Origin of the sequence: Roseovarius atlanticus (assembly GCF_001441615.1) — a bacterium.
GTDB classification, from domain to species: domain Bacteria; phylum Pseudomonadota; class Alphaproteobacteria; order Rhodobacterales; family Rhodobacteraceae; genus Roseovarius; species Roseovarius atlanticus.
Map to the genome: position 1 here is coordinate 82,382 of NZ_LAXJ01000008.1, position 15,851 is coordinate 98,232.

General features: G+C 64.6%; 17 protein-coding genes and 1 tRNA gene. 7 read left to right on the forward strand and 11 right to left on the reverse strand.

Annotated elements, in window-relative coordinates:
* Nucleotide 1: 1 nt before the first annotated feature.
* From XM53_RS09280 to XM53_RS09315, 8 genes are all read right to left on the reverse strand, one after another.
* A complete protein-coding gene (locus tag XM53_RS09280; RefSeq protein WP_057792598.1) occupies nucleotides 2-1,294 on the reverse strand; it encodes an ArgE/DapE family deacylase in 1,293 nt (430 codons plus the stop codon).
* 6 nt (nucleotides 1,295-1,300) lie between these two features.
* Nucleotides 1,301-1,954 (reverse strand): 3-oxoacid CoA-transferase subunit B, encoded by a 654-nt coding sequence (locus tag XM53_RS09285; protein ID WP_236544453.1) that lies wholly within the window; start codon nucleotides 1,952-1,954, stop codon nucleotides 1,301-1,303.
* Entirely contained in the window at nucleotides 1,941-2,633 is a 693-nt protein-coding gene (locus XM53_RS09290) for a CoA transferase subunit A (protein ID WP_057792602.1), read from the reverse strand. Before XM53_RS09290 ends, XM53_RS09285 begins: the two co-directional genes overlap by 14 nt.
* Nucleotides 2,630-3,982 carry an aminotransferase family protein gene (locus tag XM53_RS09295; protein ID WP_057792603.1) on the reverse strand — a complete coding sequence of 451 codons (1,353 nt, stop codon included), beginning with the start codon at nucleotides 3,980-3,982 and terminating at the stop codon, nucleotides 2,630-2,632. The genes XM53_RS09290 and XM53_RS09295 overlap by 4 nt, the downstream gene beginning before the upstream one ends.
* Nucleotides 3,979-4,749, reverse strand: coding sequence for an amino acid ABC transporter ATP-binding protein (locus XM53_RS09300; RefSeq protein ID WP_057792605.1), 771 nt, complete (start codon nucleotides 4,747-4,749; stop codon nucleotides 3,979-3,981). Before XM53_RS09300 ends, XM53_RS09295 begins: the two co-directional genes overlap by 4 nt.
* Nucleotides 4,750-4,766: 17 nt before the next feature.
* The gene (locus tag XM53_RS09305; protein ID WP_057792607.1) at nucleotides 4,767-5,423 is read right to left on the reverse strand and encodes an amino acid ABC transporter permease; all 657 of its coding nucleotides are present in this window, start codon (nucleotides 5,421-5,423) and stop codon (nucleotides 4,767-4,769) included.
* Between the two features lie 18 nt (nucleotides 5,424-5,441).
* Nucleotides 5,442-6,089: an amino acid ABC transporter permease gene (locus XM53_RS09310; RefSeq protein WP_057792610.1), complete on the reverse strand. Its 648-nt coding sequence runs from the start codon at nucleotides 6,087-6,089 to the stop codon at nucleotides 5,442-5,444.
* A gap of 184 nt (nucleotides 6,090-6,273) precedes the next feature.
* Nucleotides 6,274-7,050, reverse strand: coding sequence for a transporter substrate-binding domain-containing protein (locus XM53_RS09315; RefSeq protein WP_057792611.1), 777 nt, complete (start codon nucleotides 7,048-7,050; stop codon nucleotides 6,274-6,276).
* A gap of 139 nt (nucleotides 7,051-7,189) precedes the next feature.
* On the opposite strand from XM53_RS09315, the gene XM53_RS09320 reads away from it, so the two are divergent.
* A complete protein-coding gene (locus tag XM53_RS09320; RefSeq protein ID WP_057792613.1) occupies nucleotides 7,190-8,152 on the forward strand; it encodes a LysR family transcriptional regulator in 963 nt (320 codons plus the stop codon).
* A gap of 261 nt (nucleotides 8,153-8,413) precedes the next feature.
* On the opposite strand, the gene XM53_RS09325 is transcribed toward XM53_RS09320, so the two are convergent.
* A tRNA-Cys gene (locus XM53_RS09325) sits at nucleotides 8,414-8,487 on the reverse strand.
* 302 nt (nucleotides 8,488-8,789) lie between these two features.
* Between XM53_RS09325 and XM53_RS09330 the strand changes: the two genes are divergently transcribed.
* The 4 genes from XM53_RS09330 to XM53_RS09345 all read left to right on the forward strand — a co-directional run bounded on the left by XM53_RS09330 (nucleotide 8,790) and on the right by XM53_RS09345 (nucleotide 13,160).
* Nucleotides 8,790-9,443: a protein-L-isoaspartate O-methyltransferase family protein gene (locus XM53_RS09330; protein ID WP_057792615.1), complete on the forward strand. Its 654-nt coding sequence runs from the start codon at nucleotides 8,790-8,792 to the stop codon at nucleotides 9,441-9,443.
* Complete coding sequence (locus tag XM53_RS09335; protein ID WP_408006058.1) at nucleotides 9,440-10,903, forward strand: TolC family outer membrane protein; 1,464 nt, start codon at nucleotides 9,440-9,442, stop codon at nucleotides 10,901-10,903. Before XM53_RS09330 ends, XM53_RS09335 begins: the two co-directional genes overlap by 4 nt.
* A 117-nt stretch (nucleotides 10,904-11,020) precedes the next feature.
* The gene (locus tag XM53_RS09340) at nucleotides 11,021-12,256 is read left to right on the forward strand and encodes a hypothetical protein (RefSeq protein ID WP_057792617.1); all 1,236 of its coding nucleotides are present in this window, start codon (nucleotides 11,021-11,023) and stop codon (nucleotides 12,254-12,256) included.
* Nucleotides 12,257-12,584: 328 nt separating this feature from the next.
* A complete protein-coding gene (locus XM53_RS09345) occupies nucleotides 12,585-13,160 on the forward strand; it encodes a hypothetical protein (protein ID WP_057792618.1) in 576 nt (191 codons plus the stop codon).
* A 62-nt stretch (nucleotides 13,161-13,222) separates the two neighbouring features.
* On the opposite strand, the gene XM53_RS09350 is transcribed toward XM53_RS09345, so the two are convergent.
* Nucleotides 13,223-13,546, reverse strand: coding sequence for a DUF6280 family protein (locus tag XM53_RS09350; protein ID WP_057792620.1), 324 nt, complete (start codon nucleotides 13,544-13,546; stop codon nucleotides 13,223-13,225).
* Between the two features lie 218 nt (nucleotides 13,547-13,764).
* On the opposite strand from XM53_RS09350, the gene efp reads away from it, so the two are divergent.
* Nucleotides 13,765-14,328, forward strand: a complete 564-nt coding sequence (efp, locus tag XM53_RS09355; RefSeq protein ID WP_057792622.1) for an elongation factor P — start codon at nucleotides 13,765-13,767, stop codon at nucleotides 14,326-14,328.
* A 45-nt stretch (nucleotides 14,329-14,373) separates the two neighbouring features.
* Here the strand turns inward: efp and ygfZ are convergent, their stop codons facing one another.
* Nucleotides 14,374-15,105: a CAF17-like 4Fe-4S cluster assembly/insertion protein YgfZ gene (ygfZ, locus tag XM53_RS09360; RefSeq protein ID WP_057792625.1), complete on the reverse strand. Its 732-nt coding sequence runs from the start codon at nucleotides 15,103-15,105 to the stop codon at nucleotides 14,374-14,376.
* A gap of 67 nt (nucleotides 15,106-15,172) precedes the next feature.
* On the opposite strand from ygfZ, the gene XM53_RS09365 reads away from it, so the two are divergent.
* Nucleotides 15,173-15,847 carry a TIGR04283 family arsenosugar biosynthesis glycosyltransferase gene (locus XM53_RS09365; protein WP_057792627.1) on the forward strand — a complete coding sequence of 225 codons (675 nt, stop codon included), beginning with the start codon at nucleotides 15,173-15,175 and terminating at the stop codon, nucleotides 15,845-15,847.
* Nucleotides 15,848-15,851: the final 4 nt, after the last annotated feature.

Genomic DNA, 15,851 nt, shown 5'->3' on the forward strand with positions numbered 1-15,851 from the left:
ATCAGGCCTCCTCGGTGCCGCACCAGTCGGCGATGAAGAGTGCGGTGGTCTGGGTGACGCGGCGGAGGCTTTCGAGGTCGACCCGTTCGTTGAAGCCGTGGATCGCCTCGGCCCGGGGGCCGTAGACCAGCGCGGGCGTGTCGGCGTAAAGGCCGAAGAAGCGTGCGTCGGTGGTGGCGGTGATGGGCTCGCGGGTGAGGGGGGTGCCGGTGACGGTTTGGTGGGCGGTTTCAAGCTTGGTGACGGCGTTGGTGGCGGTCTGCGAGCTGTCGCGGGAGAGCGCGTAGCCTTCGGCGTGAAAGCCGTGGTAGACGATCTCGGGCAAAGAGTTGCGCAGGAAGGCGTTTTGCTGGGCGGCGTCGCGGATGACCTGCTCGATTTCCTGTTTGGCGGCGTCTAGGGATTGGCCGGGGAAGAGGCCCATGCGCACGTCGAAGACGGCCCAGGCGGGGACGGAACTGGTCCAGTCGCCGCCCTGGAACTTGCCGATGTTGAGGTTGAGCGCGTGGTCCATGTGGGCGTATTCGGGCGGGCGGTTCCGTTTCGCGTTCCAGCGATGCTCCATGTCGTGCAGGGCTTTGATCAGAGGAAAGGCCGCCTCGATGGCGTTGGCGCCGGTGCCGGCATAGGCGACATGGGTTGGCAGGCCCTTGAGGTGGACCTGGAACCACAGGACGCCGAGCTGGGCGCTGACCAGTTGTTCGGCGAAAGGTTCGGGGATGAAGGCGGCGTCGGCTTTGTAGCCGCGGGCGAGGCAGGCGAGGGCGCCGTTGCCGGTGCATTCCTCTTCGACGACCGATTGGAAGTGGACGTCAGCCGCGGGGGCGAGACCGCAGGCGGTGAGCGCATCGAGCGCGAAGAGGTTGGAGGTGAGGCCTGCCTTCATGTCGCCGCCGCCGCGGCCGTAGAGCCAGCCGTCTTTTACGTGCGGTTCGAAAGGCGGGCTATCCCACATGTCGAGCGGGCCGGCGGGGACCACGTCGATATGGCCGTTGAGGATGAGGGACCGGCCCTTGGCGGTTTTGGAGCGGTGGGTGGCGACTACGTTCACGGCGTCCTCGTAGGGGCCGAGGACGGGGGAGAAGCCGGGCAGGTGCTGGATGTCGGTGAGGTCGATCTGCCAGCGGTCGATGTCGTAGCCGCGGGTCTTGAGTTCGGTCGCCATGAAGTTCTGCGCCGACTGTTCGTTGCCGCGGGTCGAGGGGTGGGAGGTCAGTTCGGTCAGGAACGCGACCTGCCGGTCGAAGGCGGCGTCGACGGCGGCGCAGAGGCGGGTTTTGAGATCTTCGGTCATGGGAGCTCAGAAGGTCGGAATTGGTGCGTCGGGGATCGTGAGGGGGGCGTCTGTGGCCTTTGTCACGTCCTCGATACTGGTGCCTGCGGCGTGTTCGACAAGGGCAAAGCCGGTGGGGGTGACGTCGATCACGGCGAGGTCGGTGAAGATGCGGGCGACGCAGGCGCTGGCCGAGAGGGGCAGGGTGCAGGTTTGCTTCAGCTTTGGGTTCCCGGCGCGGTCGGTGTGGGTGGTCAGCACGGCGACGCGGCGGGCCTTTTGCGCCAGTTCGATACCGCCGCCCGCGCCGGGGCTGAACTTGCCGGGGATCTTCCAGTTGGCGAGGTCGCCGGTCTGGCTGACCTCGAAGGCGCCGAGCATGGTGAGGTCCAGCCGGCCGGAGCGGACCACGGCAAAGCTGGTGGCGCTGTCGAAGAAGGCCGAGCCGGGGACGGGCGTGACATAGGCGCCGCCCGCGTCGATCAGGTTGCGGTCGGCGCGCTCGGGCGTGAGGGCGGGGCCGATGCCGGTCATGCCGTTTTCGGTGTGCAGGCAGACGGGGAAATCGGCAGGCAGGTGGTTCACCACCTTGGTCGGCAGGCCGATCCCGAGGTTGACGACCATGCCCGGTGCAATCTCGCGCGCGGCGCGGGCGACCATGCGATCCCTAGCGTCGGACAACGGCGTAATCCTCTGATATTTCGGGCAGTTCCGTGACGTGATCGACGAAGACGCCGGGGGTGTGGACGGTGTTGGAGTCGAGGTCGCCCAACGGCACGACGCGCTCGGCCTCGGCAATGACCAGGGGTGCTGCCATGGCCATGAGCGGGTTGAAGTTCTGTGCCGTGGCGACATAGGCGAGGTTGCCGAAGGGGTCGGCGGTGTCGGCATGGATGAGGGCCACGTCGGCGCGCAGGGCGGGCTCGACGAGGTAGGGCGTGCCGTTCATCTCGACCACCTGTTTGCCGCGGGCGAGCTCCGTGTCGATGCCGATATCGCTGAGGATCGCGCCAATGCCAGCGCCGCCTGCGCGAATGCGTTCGGCGAGGATGCCCTGGGCGTTGAATTCGACCTCGATCGCGCCGGAATTCATCAGGCCGATGGCGTGGCTGTTGAGGCCCAGATGCGTGGTGATGAGGCGCTTGACCTGCCCCGATTGCAGCAGGTGATCGATGCCCATGCCGGGCTCGTTGGCGTCGTTCTTGATCAGCGTGAGGTCGCGGGCGCCGTGGGCCACCAGCGCCCGGATCAGGGTCATGGGCGTGCCGGGGACGCCGAAGCCGCCGACCATGACGGTGGCGCCGTCCTTGATCTGGGCAATGGCGTCTTCGATGCTGCAGCGCTTGTCGGGGAGTCTCATGCTGCGGACTCCACCGGCAGGCCGATCTCTGACGCAAAGGCGTCGAGGGCGTCGCGGAGGATGGCCATCATTTCGGCGATTTGGTGCTCGGTGATGATGAGGGGCGGGGCGACGAGGAAATGGTCGCCCTTGGTGCCGCCCCGGGTGCGGCGGGAGTAGATGATGAGGCCGCGTTCGTAGGCCAGTTCGACGAGGCGGTCGTGGGCGTTGAGCGCGGGGTCGAGCGGTTCCATCGTGGTGCGGTCGGAGGCAAACTCGAACGCGGTCAGGAGGCCCTTGCCACGCACGTCGCCGATGAACGGGTAGCGGTCCATCAGAGCGCGCAGTTCGGACATCAGCACGTCGCCCATGCGGGCGGCGTTGCCGATGAGGTCGTGCGCCTCCATTTCCTCAAGCACCGCGAGACCGGCGGCGCAGGCCAGCGGGTTGCCGGCATAGGTGAAGCCGTGGGCGAAGCCGCCGGCGTCCAGTACCGGATCGACAAGGCGGCGGCCGGCGACCATTGCGCCCAGCGGCGCATAGCCCGCGCCGAAGCCCTTGGACATGGAGACGATATCGGGGGTGATGCCCCAGTGTTCGGCGGCGAGGAAGCGGCCGGTGCGGCCCGCGCCGGTCATGACCTCGTCATAGATCAGCAGCACGCCGAACTCGTCGCAGATCTCGCGGATGCGGCCATAATAGCTGTCAGGCGCGACGAGCGCGCCGGTGGAGGCGCCGCCGACAGGTTCCATGATGAAGGCCAGCACGGTGTCGGGGCCCTCGGCCAGGATCTTGTCGCGCAGGAGGTCTGCGTATTTGAGGCCGCGCGCCTCTTCCGTCAGGTTGTCGCGGTCGAGATAGGTGGTGGGGGCGGCGACCTTGGGCATTTCGCTCATCATCGGGGCGAAGGGGTCGCGCAGGGGGGCGTAGCCGGTGAGGTCGAGCGCGCCGAAGGTGCAGCCGTGGTAGGAGGGAAAGCGCGAGATGACCTTGTAGCGGGCATTATGGCCCTGGGTCAGGGCGTATTGGCGGGCGAGTTTCACGGCGCTTTCCACCGCCTCCGACCCGCCGGAGACGAAGAACACGCGGTCGAGGCCGTCGGGCGTCATGGCGACGGTTTTCGCCGCCAGATCCTCGGACGGATGGGTGCGGAAATGCAGGCGGTAGCCGAATGTGGCCTTGTCCATCTGCGCCTTCATCTTTGCCAACACCCGGGGGTTGGAGTGTCCGATATTGGACACCATCGCGCCTGACGAGCCGTCGATGTAGCGTTTGCCCGACTCGTCGATCAGGTAGATGCCTTCGCCGTGGTCGAGGAAGGGTCGCGGGTTGCGCGACTGGTAGAAGAGGTAAGAGGGCGTGTCGGTCACTTGGCGCCTGCGAGGTGTTTGCGAAGAAATTCGCGGGTGCGTTCCTTGGTGGGGTTTTTGAAGACGACGCTGGGCGGGCCTTCCTCGACCACCACGCCCTTGTCCATGAAGAGCACGCGGTCGCAGACCGACGCCGCGAAATCCATCTCGTGGGTGACGATGATCATGGTCATGTGTTCCTCGGCCAGCTTCTTCATGACTTGGTTCACCTCGTCCACCAGTTCGGGGTCGAGGGCGGAGGTGGCCTCGTCGAAGAGCATCAGCTTGGGCTTCATGGCGAGGGCGCGGGCGATGGCGACGCGCTGTTTCTGGCCGCCGGAAAGCTGCGAGGGATAATAGTCGATCCGTTCCAGCATCCCGACCTTGTCGAGCTGTTCCTCGGCCAGCTTGTCGGCGTCAGCTTTGCTGAGACCCTTGAGCAGCTTGGGCGCCATGGTGACATTGTCGCGGGCGGTCATGTGCGGAAAGAGATTGAAGTGCTGGAACACCATGCCGATGTCCTGGCGCATCTGGTTGATGTGCTTTTCGTACTGGCGATACGGCAGGTTCTTGTTCACCTGCACGCCGTCCAGCCAGATCTCGCCCCCCGTCAGCGCGTCGAGGTCGTTGATGGCGCGCAAAAGCGTGGACTTGCCCGAGCCGGAGGGGCCGATGATCGCCACGATCTGGCCGCGCGCGACGTTGAGGCTGATGTCCTTGAGCACCTCAAGCTTGCCGAAGGATTTCTGGGCGTGCTTGATTTCGACGAAATGTTCGGTGTCGGTCATGGTCTGTCTCCTGACGATCAGCGCGAGATTGCGATGCGGCGCTCGATGCGGCGCTGCACCCATTCCATGCAGAGGTTAATGACGTAATAGAAGGCGGCGGCGACGAGGTAGAACTCGAACGGCCTGTAGGTGGCTCCGATCACGCGCTGGGCCGAAAGGGTCAGCTCGCTGACGCCGATCACCGAGACCAGCGCGCTGTCCTTCAGAAGCGCGATCATGTTGTTGCCGATGGGCGGGATCACGTCGCGCACGGCCTGCGGAATGACCACCTTGCGCAGCGCCTGGCCACGGCTGAGGCCGACGGTGCGGGCGGCCTCCATCTGGCCCTTGTCGACGGACAGGATGGCGGTCTGGATCAGTTCCGAATTGTAGACCGCGAAGTGCAGGCCAAGCCCGATAATGCCGGCGACGAAGGCGGGCAGGTCGATGCCGATCTGCACGAGGCCGAAATAGATCAGGAAGAGCTGCAGTAGAAGCGGCGTGCCCATGAAGACCCATTCGATCAGGCGGAAGGGCTGGCGAATGATCCACGGTGCGTAAAGCGCGATAACGGCGAAAATGATCCCGCCGAAGAAGCTGACCAGCGCGGCGGCGACGGCGATGAAGATCGTCCACAGACAGCCCAGCAGGATCACGTCGAGATGTTCCGGAACAACTGTAAAGTCGAGGCCCATTCTGGTTTTCCTTTCCGGTCAGTTGATCTGGACGCGGCGGTCCAGCCAGGCGACGGCCCGGCCGGTGGCGTAGATGATGATCATGTAGAGAATGCCCGCGAGCAGGAACATCTCGAACGGCTTGTAGGTGGAGCCGATGTAGCGCTGCGCGGTGTAGGTGAGTTCCACAACCGAAATGGCCGCGACCAGCGCCGTGGACTTGATCAGCATGTTGAGGTTGACGCCCAGGGGCCGGACCATCAGGCGCGCGGCCTGAGGCAGGATGGCGTTGTAGAACGCTTGCCACCGGCTGAGGCCCAGGGTGCGGGCCGCCTCGCGCTGGCCCTTGGGGATCGAGATGATCGCGCCGCGGATGGTTTCGGTCATGTAGGCGCCGACATTGACGCCGAGGCCGATCACGCCCGCCTCGAACGCGTCGAGCTGGATGCCGACCTGGGGGCCGCCGAAATAGAGGATGAAGAGCTGGATGAGCGCAGGCGTGCCGCGAAAGACGCTGACATAGGCGGCGCCGAGGAAGCGGAATACAGCCAGGCGCGACAGCCGCATGGCGGCACCGAGCGCGCCGCAGGTCAGGCCGAGCAGGGCCGTCAGGACCGACAGCTGGATCGTCACCCAGGCGGCTTGCAGGAAGAAGGGATAGACCCTTTGCATCAACTCTATGTCCATGGCGTGTCCTTCTGGAAGGGCGCGGGGCCGGGGCGAGCGCGAGGCTCTTGTCCGGCAAAACCGGGTACGTGCTTGGACGGATTCCGGGCACGGCGCGATGCGCGCGGTCCGTCAGCCGGTCCGATCGGAGTCAGGGTGCCGGAAGGCCCCGCCAACCTGGGATGGCGGCGGGGCTAGAGAGGGTTTAGCGGATGTCCGCGCCGACCCACTTTTCAGCCAGTTCGAGGTAGGTGCCGTCTTCCATCATGGAGTCGAGCGCCTCCTGCATGGCGGCGGCCAGTTCGGGGCTGCCTTCGCGGATGGCGATGCCCGCGCCGAAGGGATCGGTCGTGGGATCGGCGAACATCTCGTATTCCTGGCCCTTCTCGCCCATGGCGAGGATGGCGGCGATGGAATCGTTCACGATGGCGTCGACGCGGCCGTTCTCAAGCTCCAAGAGCAGTTCGGGCAGGCCCTTGTAAGTGCTGACGTTGTAGCCACGCTCGCGCGCCCAGTCCTCGTGCGTCTCGCCCAGGGTGAGGCCGACCTTCTTGCCTTCGAGATCCTCGAGGCTGGTGATGCCCGAGCCGGGCTGTGTGAAGATGGCGCGCTTGTCGGAATAGTAGGGCCCGACGAAATCCACGACCTCGTCCCGTTCCTCGGTGATGGTCATGGAGCCGACGATGGCGTCGTACTTGTTGGACAGAAGCCCGCCGATGATTCCGTCCCAAGCGGTGGTGACGATCTCGGCCTCCAGCCCCATGCGCTTGGCGATCTCGGTGCCGATGGCGGGGTCGAAGCCCACCACCTCGTTCTGGTCGTTGACGAAGTTGAACGGCGGGTAGGCGCCGGACATCGCGATGCGGATGACACCCTTTTCCTTAAGGGTTTCAAGTTCTTCCGCGGCAGCGGGCGCGAGGCCCGCCACGGCAAGGCCCATCGCCACGACAACGGATTTCAGAACGGTTCGGCGGAATGTCATATGTCTCTCCATGTTGGTTTTAAGTGGCGGGTCTTGCGCCCACACATCATCGGCAGCGTGCGCCGCACCTGCAAAAGCCTTGCATGGGGAGGGTTATCGCGCAAATAAATAATAAGCATTCTAATTATAGGTGAAATCTATGAGCCTTCCGCAGCGCCCCCGTTTTCCCTGGAATCTGGACTGGAACCTGTTGCGCACCTTCATGGTGGTGGTCGAGCAGCGCGGCATCTCGAAGGCCGCGACCCATCTGGGGCTGAAACAGCCCACGGTGTCGGCGGCGCTGAAGCGGCTGGAGCAGACGATCGGCAAGACGCTGGTGATCCGCAAGCCCAACGAGTTCACCATCACCCGGGCGGGGCAGGTGCTGTACACCGAATGCGCGACGATCTTCGGCACGGTGTCGCAGATCCCCGCGATCCTGGACGAGGACAATGCCGAGCTGCGCGGCCACCTTTCCATCGCGATCACCAGTTCGGTCATCTCGGAGCATTTCGACAGCATCCTGAACCGGTTTGCTCGGGCGCATCCCAGCGTGACCTATTCCTTCACGGTCTATGAAAGCGACGAGGTAGAGACGATGATCAAGCTCAACCGGGCCAGTTTCGGGATCTGCCTGTTGTCGAGCCAGCCCAAGAGCCTGACCACGCGGGTGCTCTATCGCGAGTATTTCGGGCTGTATTGCGGGGCGCGGCATCCGCTGTTCAAAGCGCAGGAGATCCGGCCCGAGGACCTGGAGGGCGAGCCTTTCGTGGCGTTCCAGACCGAAGCCGAAGGCGGGCCGCTGGAAGTGATCTCGAAGTTGCGGGCCCGGCTGAACCTGTCGCGCAACTGGCGCGGCGTGTCGTCCAGCCTGAACGAGATAAGGCGGATGATCATGGCGAATGTCGGGATCGGGGCGCTGCCGCTGCACGTGGCAGCCCAGGATGTGGCGGCGGGACATATCCGCCAGCTGCCGCCCTATGACGCCCTGCCGATGGTCGATATCTACCTGCTGAGCAACCCGGCCCGCCGCCAATCCGAGGCCGAGGCGAAATTCCTTGAGGCGGTCGAAAGCGATTTGTCGCGCGTCGGTCTGGAGGAGCGGACCTATGGCGGAGGGTGACATGGCCGGTCACGACATTGGACGGCACGGCAATATTGCGTGGCGATGCGCGTGCTCTCTTGGCGATCACGAGGCGTGGCATCATCAAGCCGTCTAAGGCCTATACTTTCCGCATAAAGGTACTCAGCCATCATACAGGGACGTCACGTGCCGGCGAAGACGCAGGGCGGGTTTTCAGCGACGTCCCATTGTCAGTTGAGACCAATGTCTCGACCCGCATCGCCGCGCTGATCAAGATCCGTCAAAATCTTTGGAGATAAATGGAGGCGAGTACCGGAATCGAACCGGTGTACACGGATTTGCAATCCGCTGCGTCACCACTCCGCCAACTCGCCGTCCGTGGTGGGCCGTTCGGCCTGAGATGCTTGCTTAAAGTTTCGCTGCGGCGATGTCCAGACCTCGTGTGCGGAGATCGGAGCCCGATCAGTTTGGAAACCGATCTTTCACCGGCAGAGCGAGGAATTGCACGACGGCGACGTGGCGACCGGCCGGGTGAGCAGCTTCCAAATGACGGAAAAATGGACCGTTCGGATACACTTGCCGAGGCAATCTGTACCGCTCGGTTTATGGCCATTGTGAGGGGCGGGGGTTTGTGGCAAAACCCAAGGCAGGATTCTACAGCGAGAGGGATGACCGAATGACCGACTTCGCCGTGCGCCGGACCATGATGGTCGACACCCAGGTGCGCCCCTCCGATGTCACCAAGTTTCCGATCATCGACGCCATGCTGTCGGTCGCGCGCGAGGCTTTCGTACCGCGCCACCTGCGCGAGGCGGCCTATGTCGGAGAGAATGTCGACCTTGGCGGCGGACGTGTGGTGCTGGAGCCCAGAACACTGGCCAAGATGCTGGACGCGCTGGATATTCGGGCTGACGAGCTGGTGCTCGACCTGGGCTGCGGGCTGGGATACTCGTCGGCGGTCGCCGCCCGGATGGCCGAGGCCGTGGTCGCCGTCGAAGAGAATGAGGACATGGCTGAAGAGGCCCGCGGCATCCTGTCAGAGCAAGGTGCGGACAATGTCATCGTGCACGAAGGCCCGCTGGCCGAGGGCGCGGCGGAGCACGGCCCCTATGACGTGGTGATGCTGCAGGGCGCGGTCGAGCATCTGCCCGAGGCGATCACCGACCAGATCAAGGAAGGCGGACGCATCGCCTGCCTGTTCGCCGAGGGAGGGCTGGGCGCGATGCGTGTGGGGTACAAGATTGATGGCGAGATGAGCTGGAGATTCGCATTCAACGCGGGTGCGCCGGTTCTGGCCGGCTTCGAGCGGCACGCGGCGTTTACCCTATGATGGTACAGGAGCAAGCCGGACGCAAACCGGCACGCACAGCGGCGGCCACGCGGTTTACCGGGCTGAAGCATTGGGTGGCGGCGGGCCTTGTAGCGCTCGCGGGCATGACCGCGCTGCCGGGGGCCGCGAAGTCCGAGACGTTGGGTCAAACGCTGGCCTGGGCTTACGAGTACAGCGGCCTGCTGGAGCAGAACCGCGCGCTGTTGCGGGCGGCGGACGAGGATGTGGCGCAGGCGGTGGCCGGGCTGAGGCCGATCATCAACTGGACGGCCGACATCACGCGGGATTTCGGCAAGGCGCGCGCCAATAACCTGATCAACACCAACCGCGATGTCACGTTCAGCACCGGTGTCACGCTGGAGCTGTTGCTGTTCGATTTCGGCCAGACGCGGTTCCAGATCGACGCCGCCAAGGAAACGGTGCTGGCCACGCGCGAAGCTCTGCGCAGCATCGAGCAGCAGGTGTTGTTGCGGGCGGTGGCTGCCTTTTACGACGTGCAGCGCAACCGGCAATTCGTGTCGTTGCGCCAGAACAACCTGCGCCTGTTGCGCCAGGAATTGCGCGCCGCCCGGGACCGTTTCGAAGTGGGCGAAGTCACCCGGACCGATGTAGCCCAGGCCGAGGCGCGTGTGGCCAGCACCCAGGGGGAGCTTGCGCAGGCGCAAGGCAACCTGGCGCAGGCGATCGAGGAATACATCGCCGTGGTGGGCCGAGAGCCCGGGACCCTGCAATCTCCGCGCCAGCTGCCGAATCTGTCCGGCGGGATCGAAACCTCGAAGAACATCGCGGTGCGCAACCATCCCGACATCCTGGAGGCACAGCGCAGGGTGGCCGCGGCCGATCTGACGATCCTGGCCGCGGATGCCGCGATGAAACCCAGGTTCACCGCCCAGGGCACGCTTGGGATCAGCGAAGAACTGGACACCAGCGATTATGGCCGGTCGGGCAGTTTCGGGCTGAACATGCGCGCGCCGATCTATCAGGGCGGTTTGCTGAGCTCGGCCAAGCGCCAGGCGCAGGCACAGCGCGACGCGGCGCGGGGCAACCTTCACGTGGTGCGTCGTGCGGTCGTGCAGGACGTCGGCAACGCGTTTGCCATCCTGCAATCGGCGCGGGTGGTGCGCGAGGCCAGCCAAGAGCAGGTGCGGGCCGCGCAGGTGGCGTTTCGCGGCGTGCGCGAAGAGGCGACGCTGGGCGCGCGCACGACGCTGGACGTGCTGAACGCCGAGCAGGAATTGCTGGACGCGCGGAGTACTCTGATTTCCGCGGATGTCGACGTGGCGATTGCGGCCTACCAGGTGCTTTCAGCCATCGGGCAGCTGACGGCGAAGGACTTGAACCTGAACGTCCAGACCTACGACCCGGCGGCCTATTACAACCTGGTCAAGGATGCGCCGGTGCCGCTGAGTCGGCAGGGGCAGCAGCTGGACCGGGTTCTGAAATCGCTCGGGCGTCAGTGACGACGCGGGCAAGCCGGGACAGGAACGGCAAAAGCGCCTAAAAGGCGGCGTTCTAAAATGTTGTGCGAATTTGCGGCAGCCGCTACACTGGAGCGCAGGCAAGAATGGTAGTTGAGCATGTCTGATCCCGTCTCGAATGCGGAAATAGAGGACGTTCTGTCGTCTATTCGCCGGCTTGTGTCGGTCGAAAAATCCGCCGCATCCCGGGACACGGGACCAAATCGTGCCGGCGCGGGCGCGCCGAAGGTCGATCCTGCACCGTCCGATGATGTCACGCCGGAGGCCGCGACGCCTGCGGGGGATGCGCGGCTGGTTCTGACGCAGTCGTTCCGGGTCGAGCCGGGCGCGCCGAACGACGATGCGGCCAGGTTCGAGCACGATGCAGATCATGACGACGAGCCGCTGCCGGAGGAAGAACCGGAACACCTGACGCTTGAGCAGTGGCAGATCCCGTCCGACGCGCCTGCCGAAGAAGTCGAGACCGGGCAGGCGGAAGACAGCGCCGCGCTGCACGAGGACGATGACGCGGAACCATTCGAGATGTCGGGCGAGTCGCCTGACGCCGACCCGCACACTGATGACGCACATCTGAAGGAATGGTTGACGGCCGAAGACGATCCTGGCGCAGAGACCGATCCCGACGAGGGAGCGGACGCGGCGCACCACGGTCTGTCCGAAGCTGCGGACGAACAGGACGACGATTTCGAGAACGAGACCTTTGCCGAAGACGATGATGTTGCGTTCGAATACGCGACATCTGCCGAGGACGGCGAGGGCAGCGCGGACGACACGCCGGAGCGTGAGGTCGTGACGTCGGAACTGGAGGCGCGGATTGCGGAGGTCGAGGCCGCCGTTGCCGCGCGTGACGACCAGTGGGAGCCTGACGGCGCGTCGGAAGACGCCTATGCGGGCGGACAGACCGAACCGCTTCCGTGGGAAGATCACCTGGAACCGGCGGAGCCGGTCTTTGCGTCGCGCACGGCCAGGGGCGATACATCGCACGACGCCGAACCGGACGCCCAGCAAAGCAGTGAAGACGCGGCCGCGTTGGACTCGGATCAGGCATCACAGCAGGCCGAGGCAACCCGACAGAGCGTGGAGCGTGAGGATCCTGCGACGCACGCACAGGCGAATGGGCCCTCTGCGGCCCGGGCGGGTGCCGAAAGCGAGGACACGTCCTGGTACCGCGAGGATGCCGACGCGGTTCTGGACGAGGACGCGTTGCGCGACCTGGTGAGCGAGATCGTGCGGCAGGAATTGCAAGGCACTCTGGGCGAACGGATCACGCGCAACGTCCGCAAGCTGGTCCGCCGCGAAATTCATCGCGCGATGATGGGGCAGAACCTGGAATAACGCCTGCGCGGCTCTGCCCTGGCGGACGACTGTCGGTGGTCAGAGCGATGTTTCATTGATTGGCCGGCGGCGTGAGCAGATGCGTCGAACGCCATGTCCGAAGGTTGCCTGACACCGGCGACAAAGGCCGCGAGAAAGCTGCCCGCCACGAAACGTCTGCGCCTAGGCCTGCGGTGATGATCGTGACCCGGTCTTTTGACGGTATTGTTCAGCACAGTGCGTGGCCGGTCCAAAACAACCGACAGGCTGCGGATCAGGGCGGATGTTGCGACGTCCACGGTTTGTCACCCGAAGGCCGCAAAACGTCGCCCCGGCAGAAAGGGAAGACATGAACACGCCGGCCCACGTGATTTTCGCCGCTGCGGCCTTTGCCCGCCCGCATGACCGGCGACGCACGATTGCCGCGGTGGCCGGCGGTCTGGCGCCGGATGTGTCGCTGTATTTCATGGTTGCGGTGGCGCTTTACCTGCTGCGGCTTGATGCGGGATATGTCTTTGGCACGCTGTATTTCTCGGACGCTTGGCAGCAGGTGTTTCGCATCGACAATTCGTTTCTTGTCTGGGGCGCGGTGTTCGGGCTGGCGTGGTGGCGGGGCGCGCGGAACGGCATGGTCTTCGCCGCCTCGGGGCTGATGCACCTGGCGCTGGACCTGCCCTTGCACCACGATGACGGACGGCCGCATTTCTGGCCGCTCACCGACTGGGTGTTTCAAAGCCCGATCAGTTACTGGGACCGCGCGTACCATGCCGGGGTGGTCGGGCCGATCGAGATGGGCCTGTCGGCGCTGCTGTGCGGGGTGCTGATGTGGCGGTTTCCCAGCGTGCGGTCGCGGCTGGTGATCGCGGGGCTGGCGGGGTTGGAACTGTTCCCGCTGTTCATCTGGGCCTTTGTGTTCGCCACCTGAGCGCGCAAAGAAAAAGCCCTGCCGTCAGGGCAGGGCTATTTCAATTTCGGAAGAGACGCGTGTCAGGCAGCTTCGGCCTGCGCGGCGGCGGCATTGCGACGCTCGCTTTCCTCACGCGACAGGGCGACAGAGGTGCGCACACCCTTGCCCACGAATTCCATAAGACCCGTAACGACACGTTCGTTCGGGTCGATCCCGGCGCAGGACAGGACCTCGCGACCGTCGCGCGAGCGCGCCCAGCGAGCAATCTGCTCCGGCCCATTGCCATATTTCTTGTCATCGGCAATGGCGTCGTCCAGTGCAGCCAGTACGACGGCTGCGAAGAGTTTGCGGGCACGGTTGCCTTGTTCAGCGTTGAAAGCCGTACCGTCAACGAAATCTTTCATGTTTCGTCCTTGTTTTTATTGCTCTTGTGTTTCAGGCGTGCCGCCGGTTATGACGGCTTTTCATCGATTCGGATAGTCCCCAATCGCATATCACCCTTGCATCTTGCGCATGGCTTGCTGCATTTGCAGCACGATATATGGTCGTCTTGCACGCCATCGCTTCGCTAGATATAGGTTTGGCCGAACACTGATCAACCTCTTGCCATGGTTTCGCCACAATGCCCAAAATCAACGGAAACGAAATTCGTCCCGGTAATGTCCTCGAGCACAATGACGGCCTTTGGAGTGCCGTCAAAGTGGATCATGTGAAGCCGGGCAAAGGCGGCGCATTCGCCCAGGTGGAGTTGCGCAACCTTCGTAACGGATCAAAGCTTAACGAGCGGTTTAGAAGCGCCGACAAAGTCGAGCGCGTCCGGCTGGAGCAGAAGGATCAGCAGTTCCTGTACGAGACGGACGGGATGCTTGTCTTCATGGATTCAGAGACTTACGAGCAGATCGAACTGCCGGCCGACCTGTTGGGCGAGCGCCGTCCCTTCCTTCAGGACGGCATGACGATCACCGTCGAATTTTATGAAAGCGAGGCGCTGAACGCGACCTTGCCGCAGAAAGTGAATTGCCGCGTGGTCGAGACCGAGCCGGTGGTCAAGGGCCAGACGGCCGCCAACAGCTTCAAGCCGGCGATTCTGGACAACGGCGTGAAGGTCATGGTGCCGCCCTTCGTCGGCCCCGACGAGGAAATCGTCGTCAACACCGAGACGATGGAATACGCCGAACGCGCCTGACCCACGGGCGGGTGCCGCGCGCGCCGGCTGCGTCGAGACGTCGCGTCACTCTGGCAGGGTGACGGTCGCCGATGCGGCCTGCATCGCGCCTTTCGCACGATCAAAGCGCAAATAAGCGATACCGCGGTCGCCGGCTTGGGTGAAGAGCGTGCCCACGGTCTTGCCGTCGGCGGTGATCGGCGTGCCGACCGGGGCGCTGCCCTCGACCGCGACAGGCGCGAGACCCTTGCGCAGTTCGGTCTTGTGCTTCATCCGCGCGGTCACTTCCTGCCCGACATAACACCCCTTGCGGAAATCGACGCCGTTCAGACGCTCGAACCCGGCTTCGAGGATGAACGTGTCAGGCGTCAGCTCGACATTCGTGCGGGGAATGCAGTGGGTCACGCGGATGGCCTCGAAATCGGAGCCGTCATCGCCGGCCTCGGCGCCGTAAAGCCGCCAGCCCAAGGCGGGGTGGCGCGGATCGGCAAAGGCGCCCTCGGGGCGGTCGCCGGTGCCGCGCCAGACGGCCAGGTCGGTCTGCGCGATCTGAACATCGGCGCGCAGCTTGTACATGTTGAGCCGTTGAAGCAGCCCGTCGGCCAGGCTTTCGTCGACATCGAGCAGGATCGAACCGTCCCATGGTACCAGCAGGAAATCGGCGAGGTACTTGCCCTGCGGTGTCAGCATGGCGGCATAGACCAGCCCGTGGTCCAGTTTGGCGATATCGTTGGTGACCAGCCCCTGAAGAAAGGAGCGGGAATCGGCGCCGGTGATCTGGAATATCTTGCGGGTCATCGGGGGCCTCGTCTTTGTCATGGGCGTCATATAAGAAACCGGCGATGAAATGACAGGGTTTGCAGCGATGCGGGCGAAACTTTCCGTGGTGATGCCGACACTGAACGCCGAGGCCGGGCTGGCGCGGGCGCTGCCCGCACTGGCCGAGGGGCTGGAGGCAGGGTTGATCCGCGAGCTGGTGATCTCGGACGGTGGATCGGACGACGCGACGGCGCGGATTGCCGAGGCCGCGGGCGCGGTGCTGGTCACCGGGGCGGCGTCGCGCGGGGGGCAGTTACGGCGCGGCGTGGGCGTGGCGCGGGGCGAGTGGCTGTTGGTGGTGCACGCGGACACGGCGTTGCCGCAGGGATGGCCAGAGGTGGTGAAGGCGCATATCGCAAGTGGGCAGGGTGCGGCGGCGTTCCGGCTGTCCTTCGACGCCAGGGGGCTGGCGCCGGTCATCGTAGCGGGTTGGGCCAACCTGCGCAGCAAGGTCTTTGGCTTGCCCTATGGCGATCAGGGGCTTTTGCTGTCGCGATCCGACTACGATGCCGCCGGGGGCTATCCGGACATTCCGCTGATGGAGGATGTGGCGCTTGCGCGGGCGTTGGGGAGGCGGGTCGCGCTTTTACCGGCGACAGTGACGACCAGCGCGGAACGCTACAGGCGCGACGGCTGGCTGCGCCGGGGCGGGCGGAACCTGTGGCTGCTGTTGCGCTACCTTGGCGGGGTCCGGCCCGAGGAGCTGGCACGGCGATACTGAACGC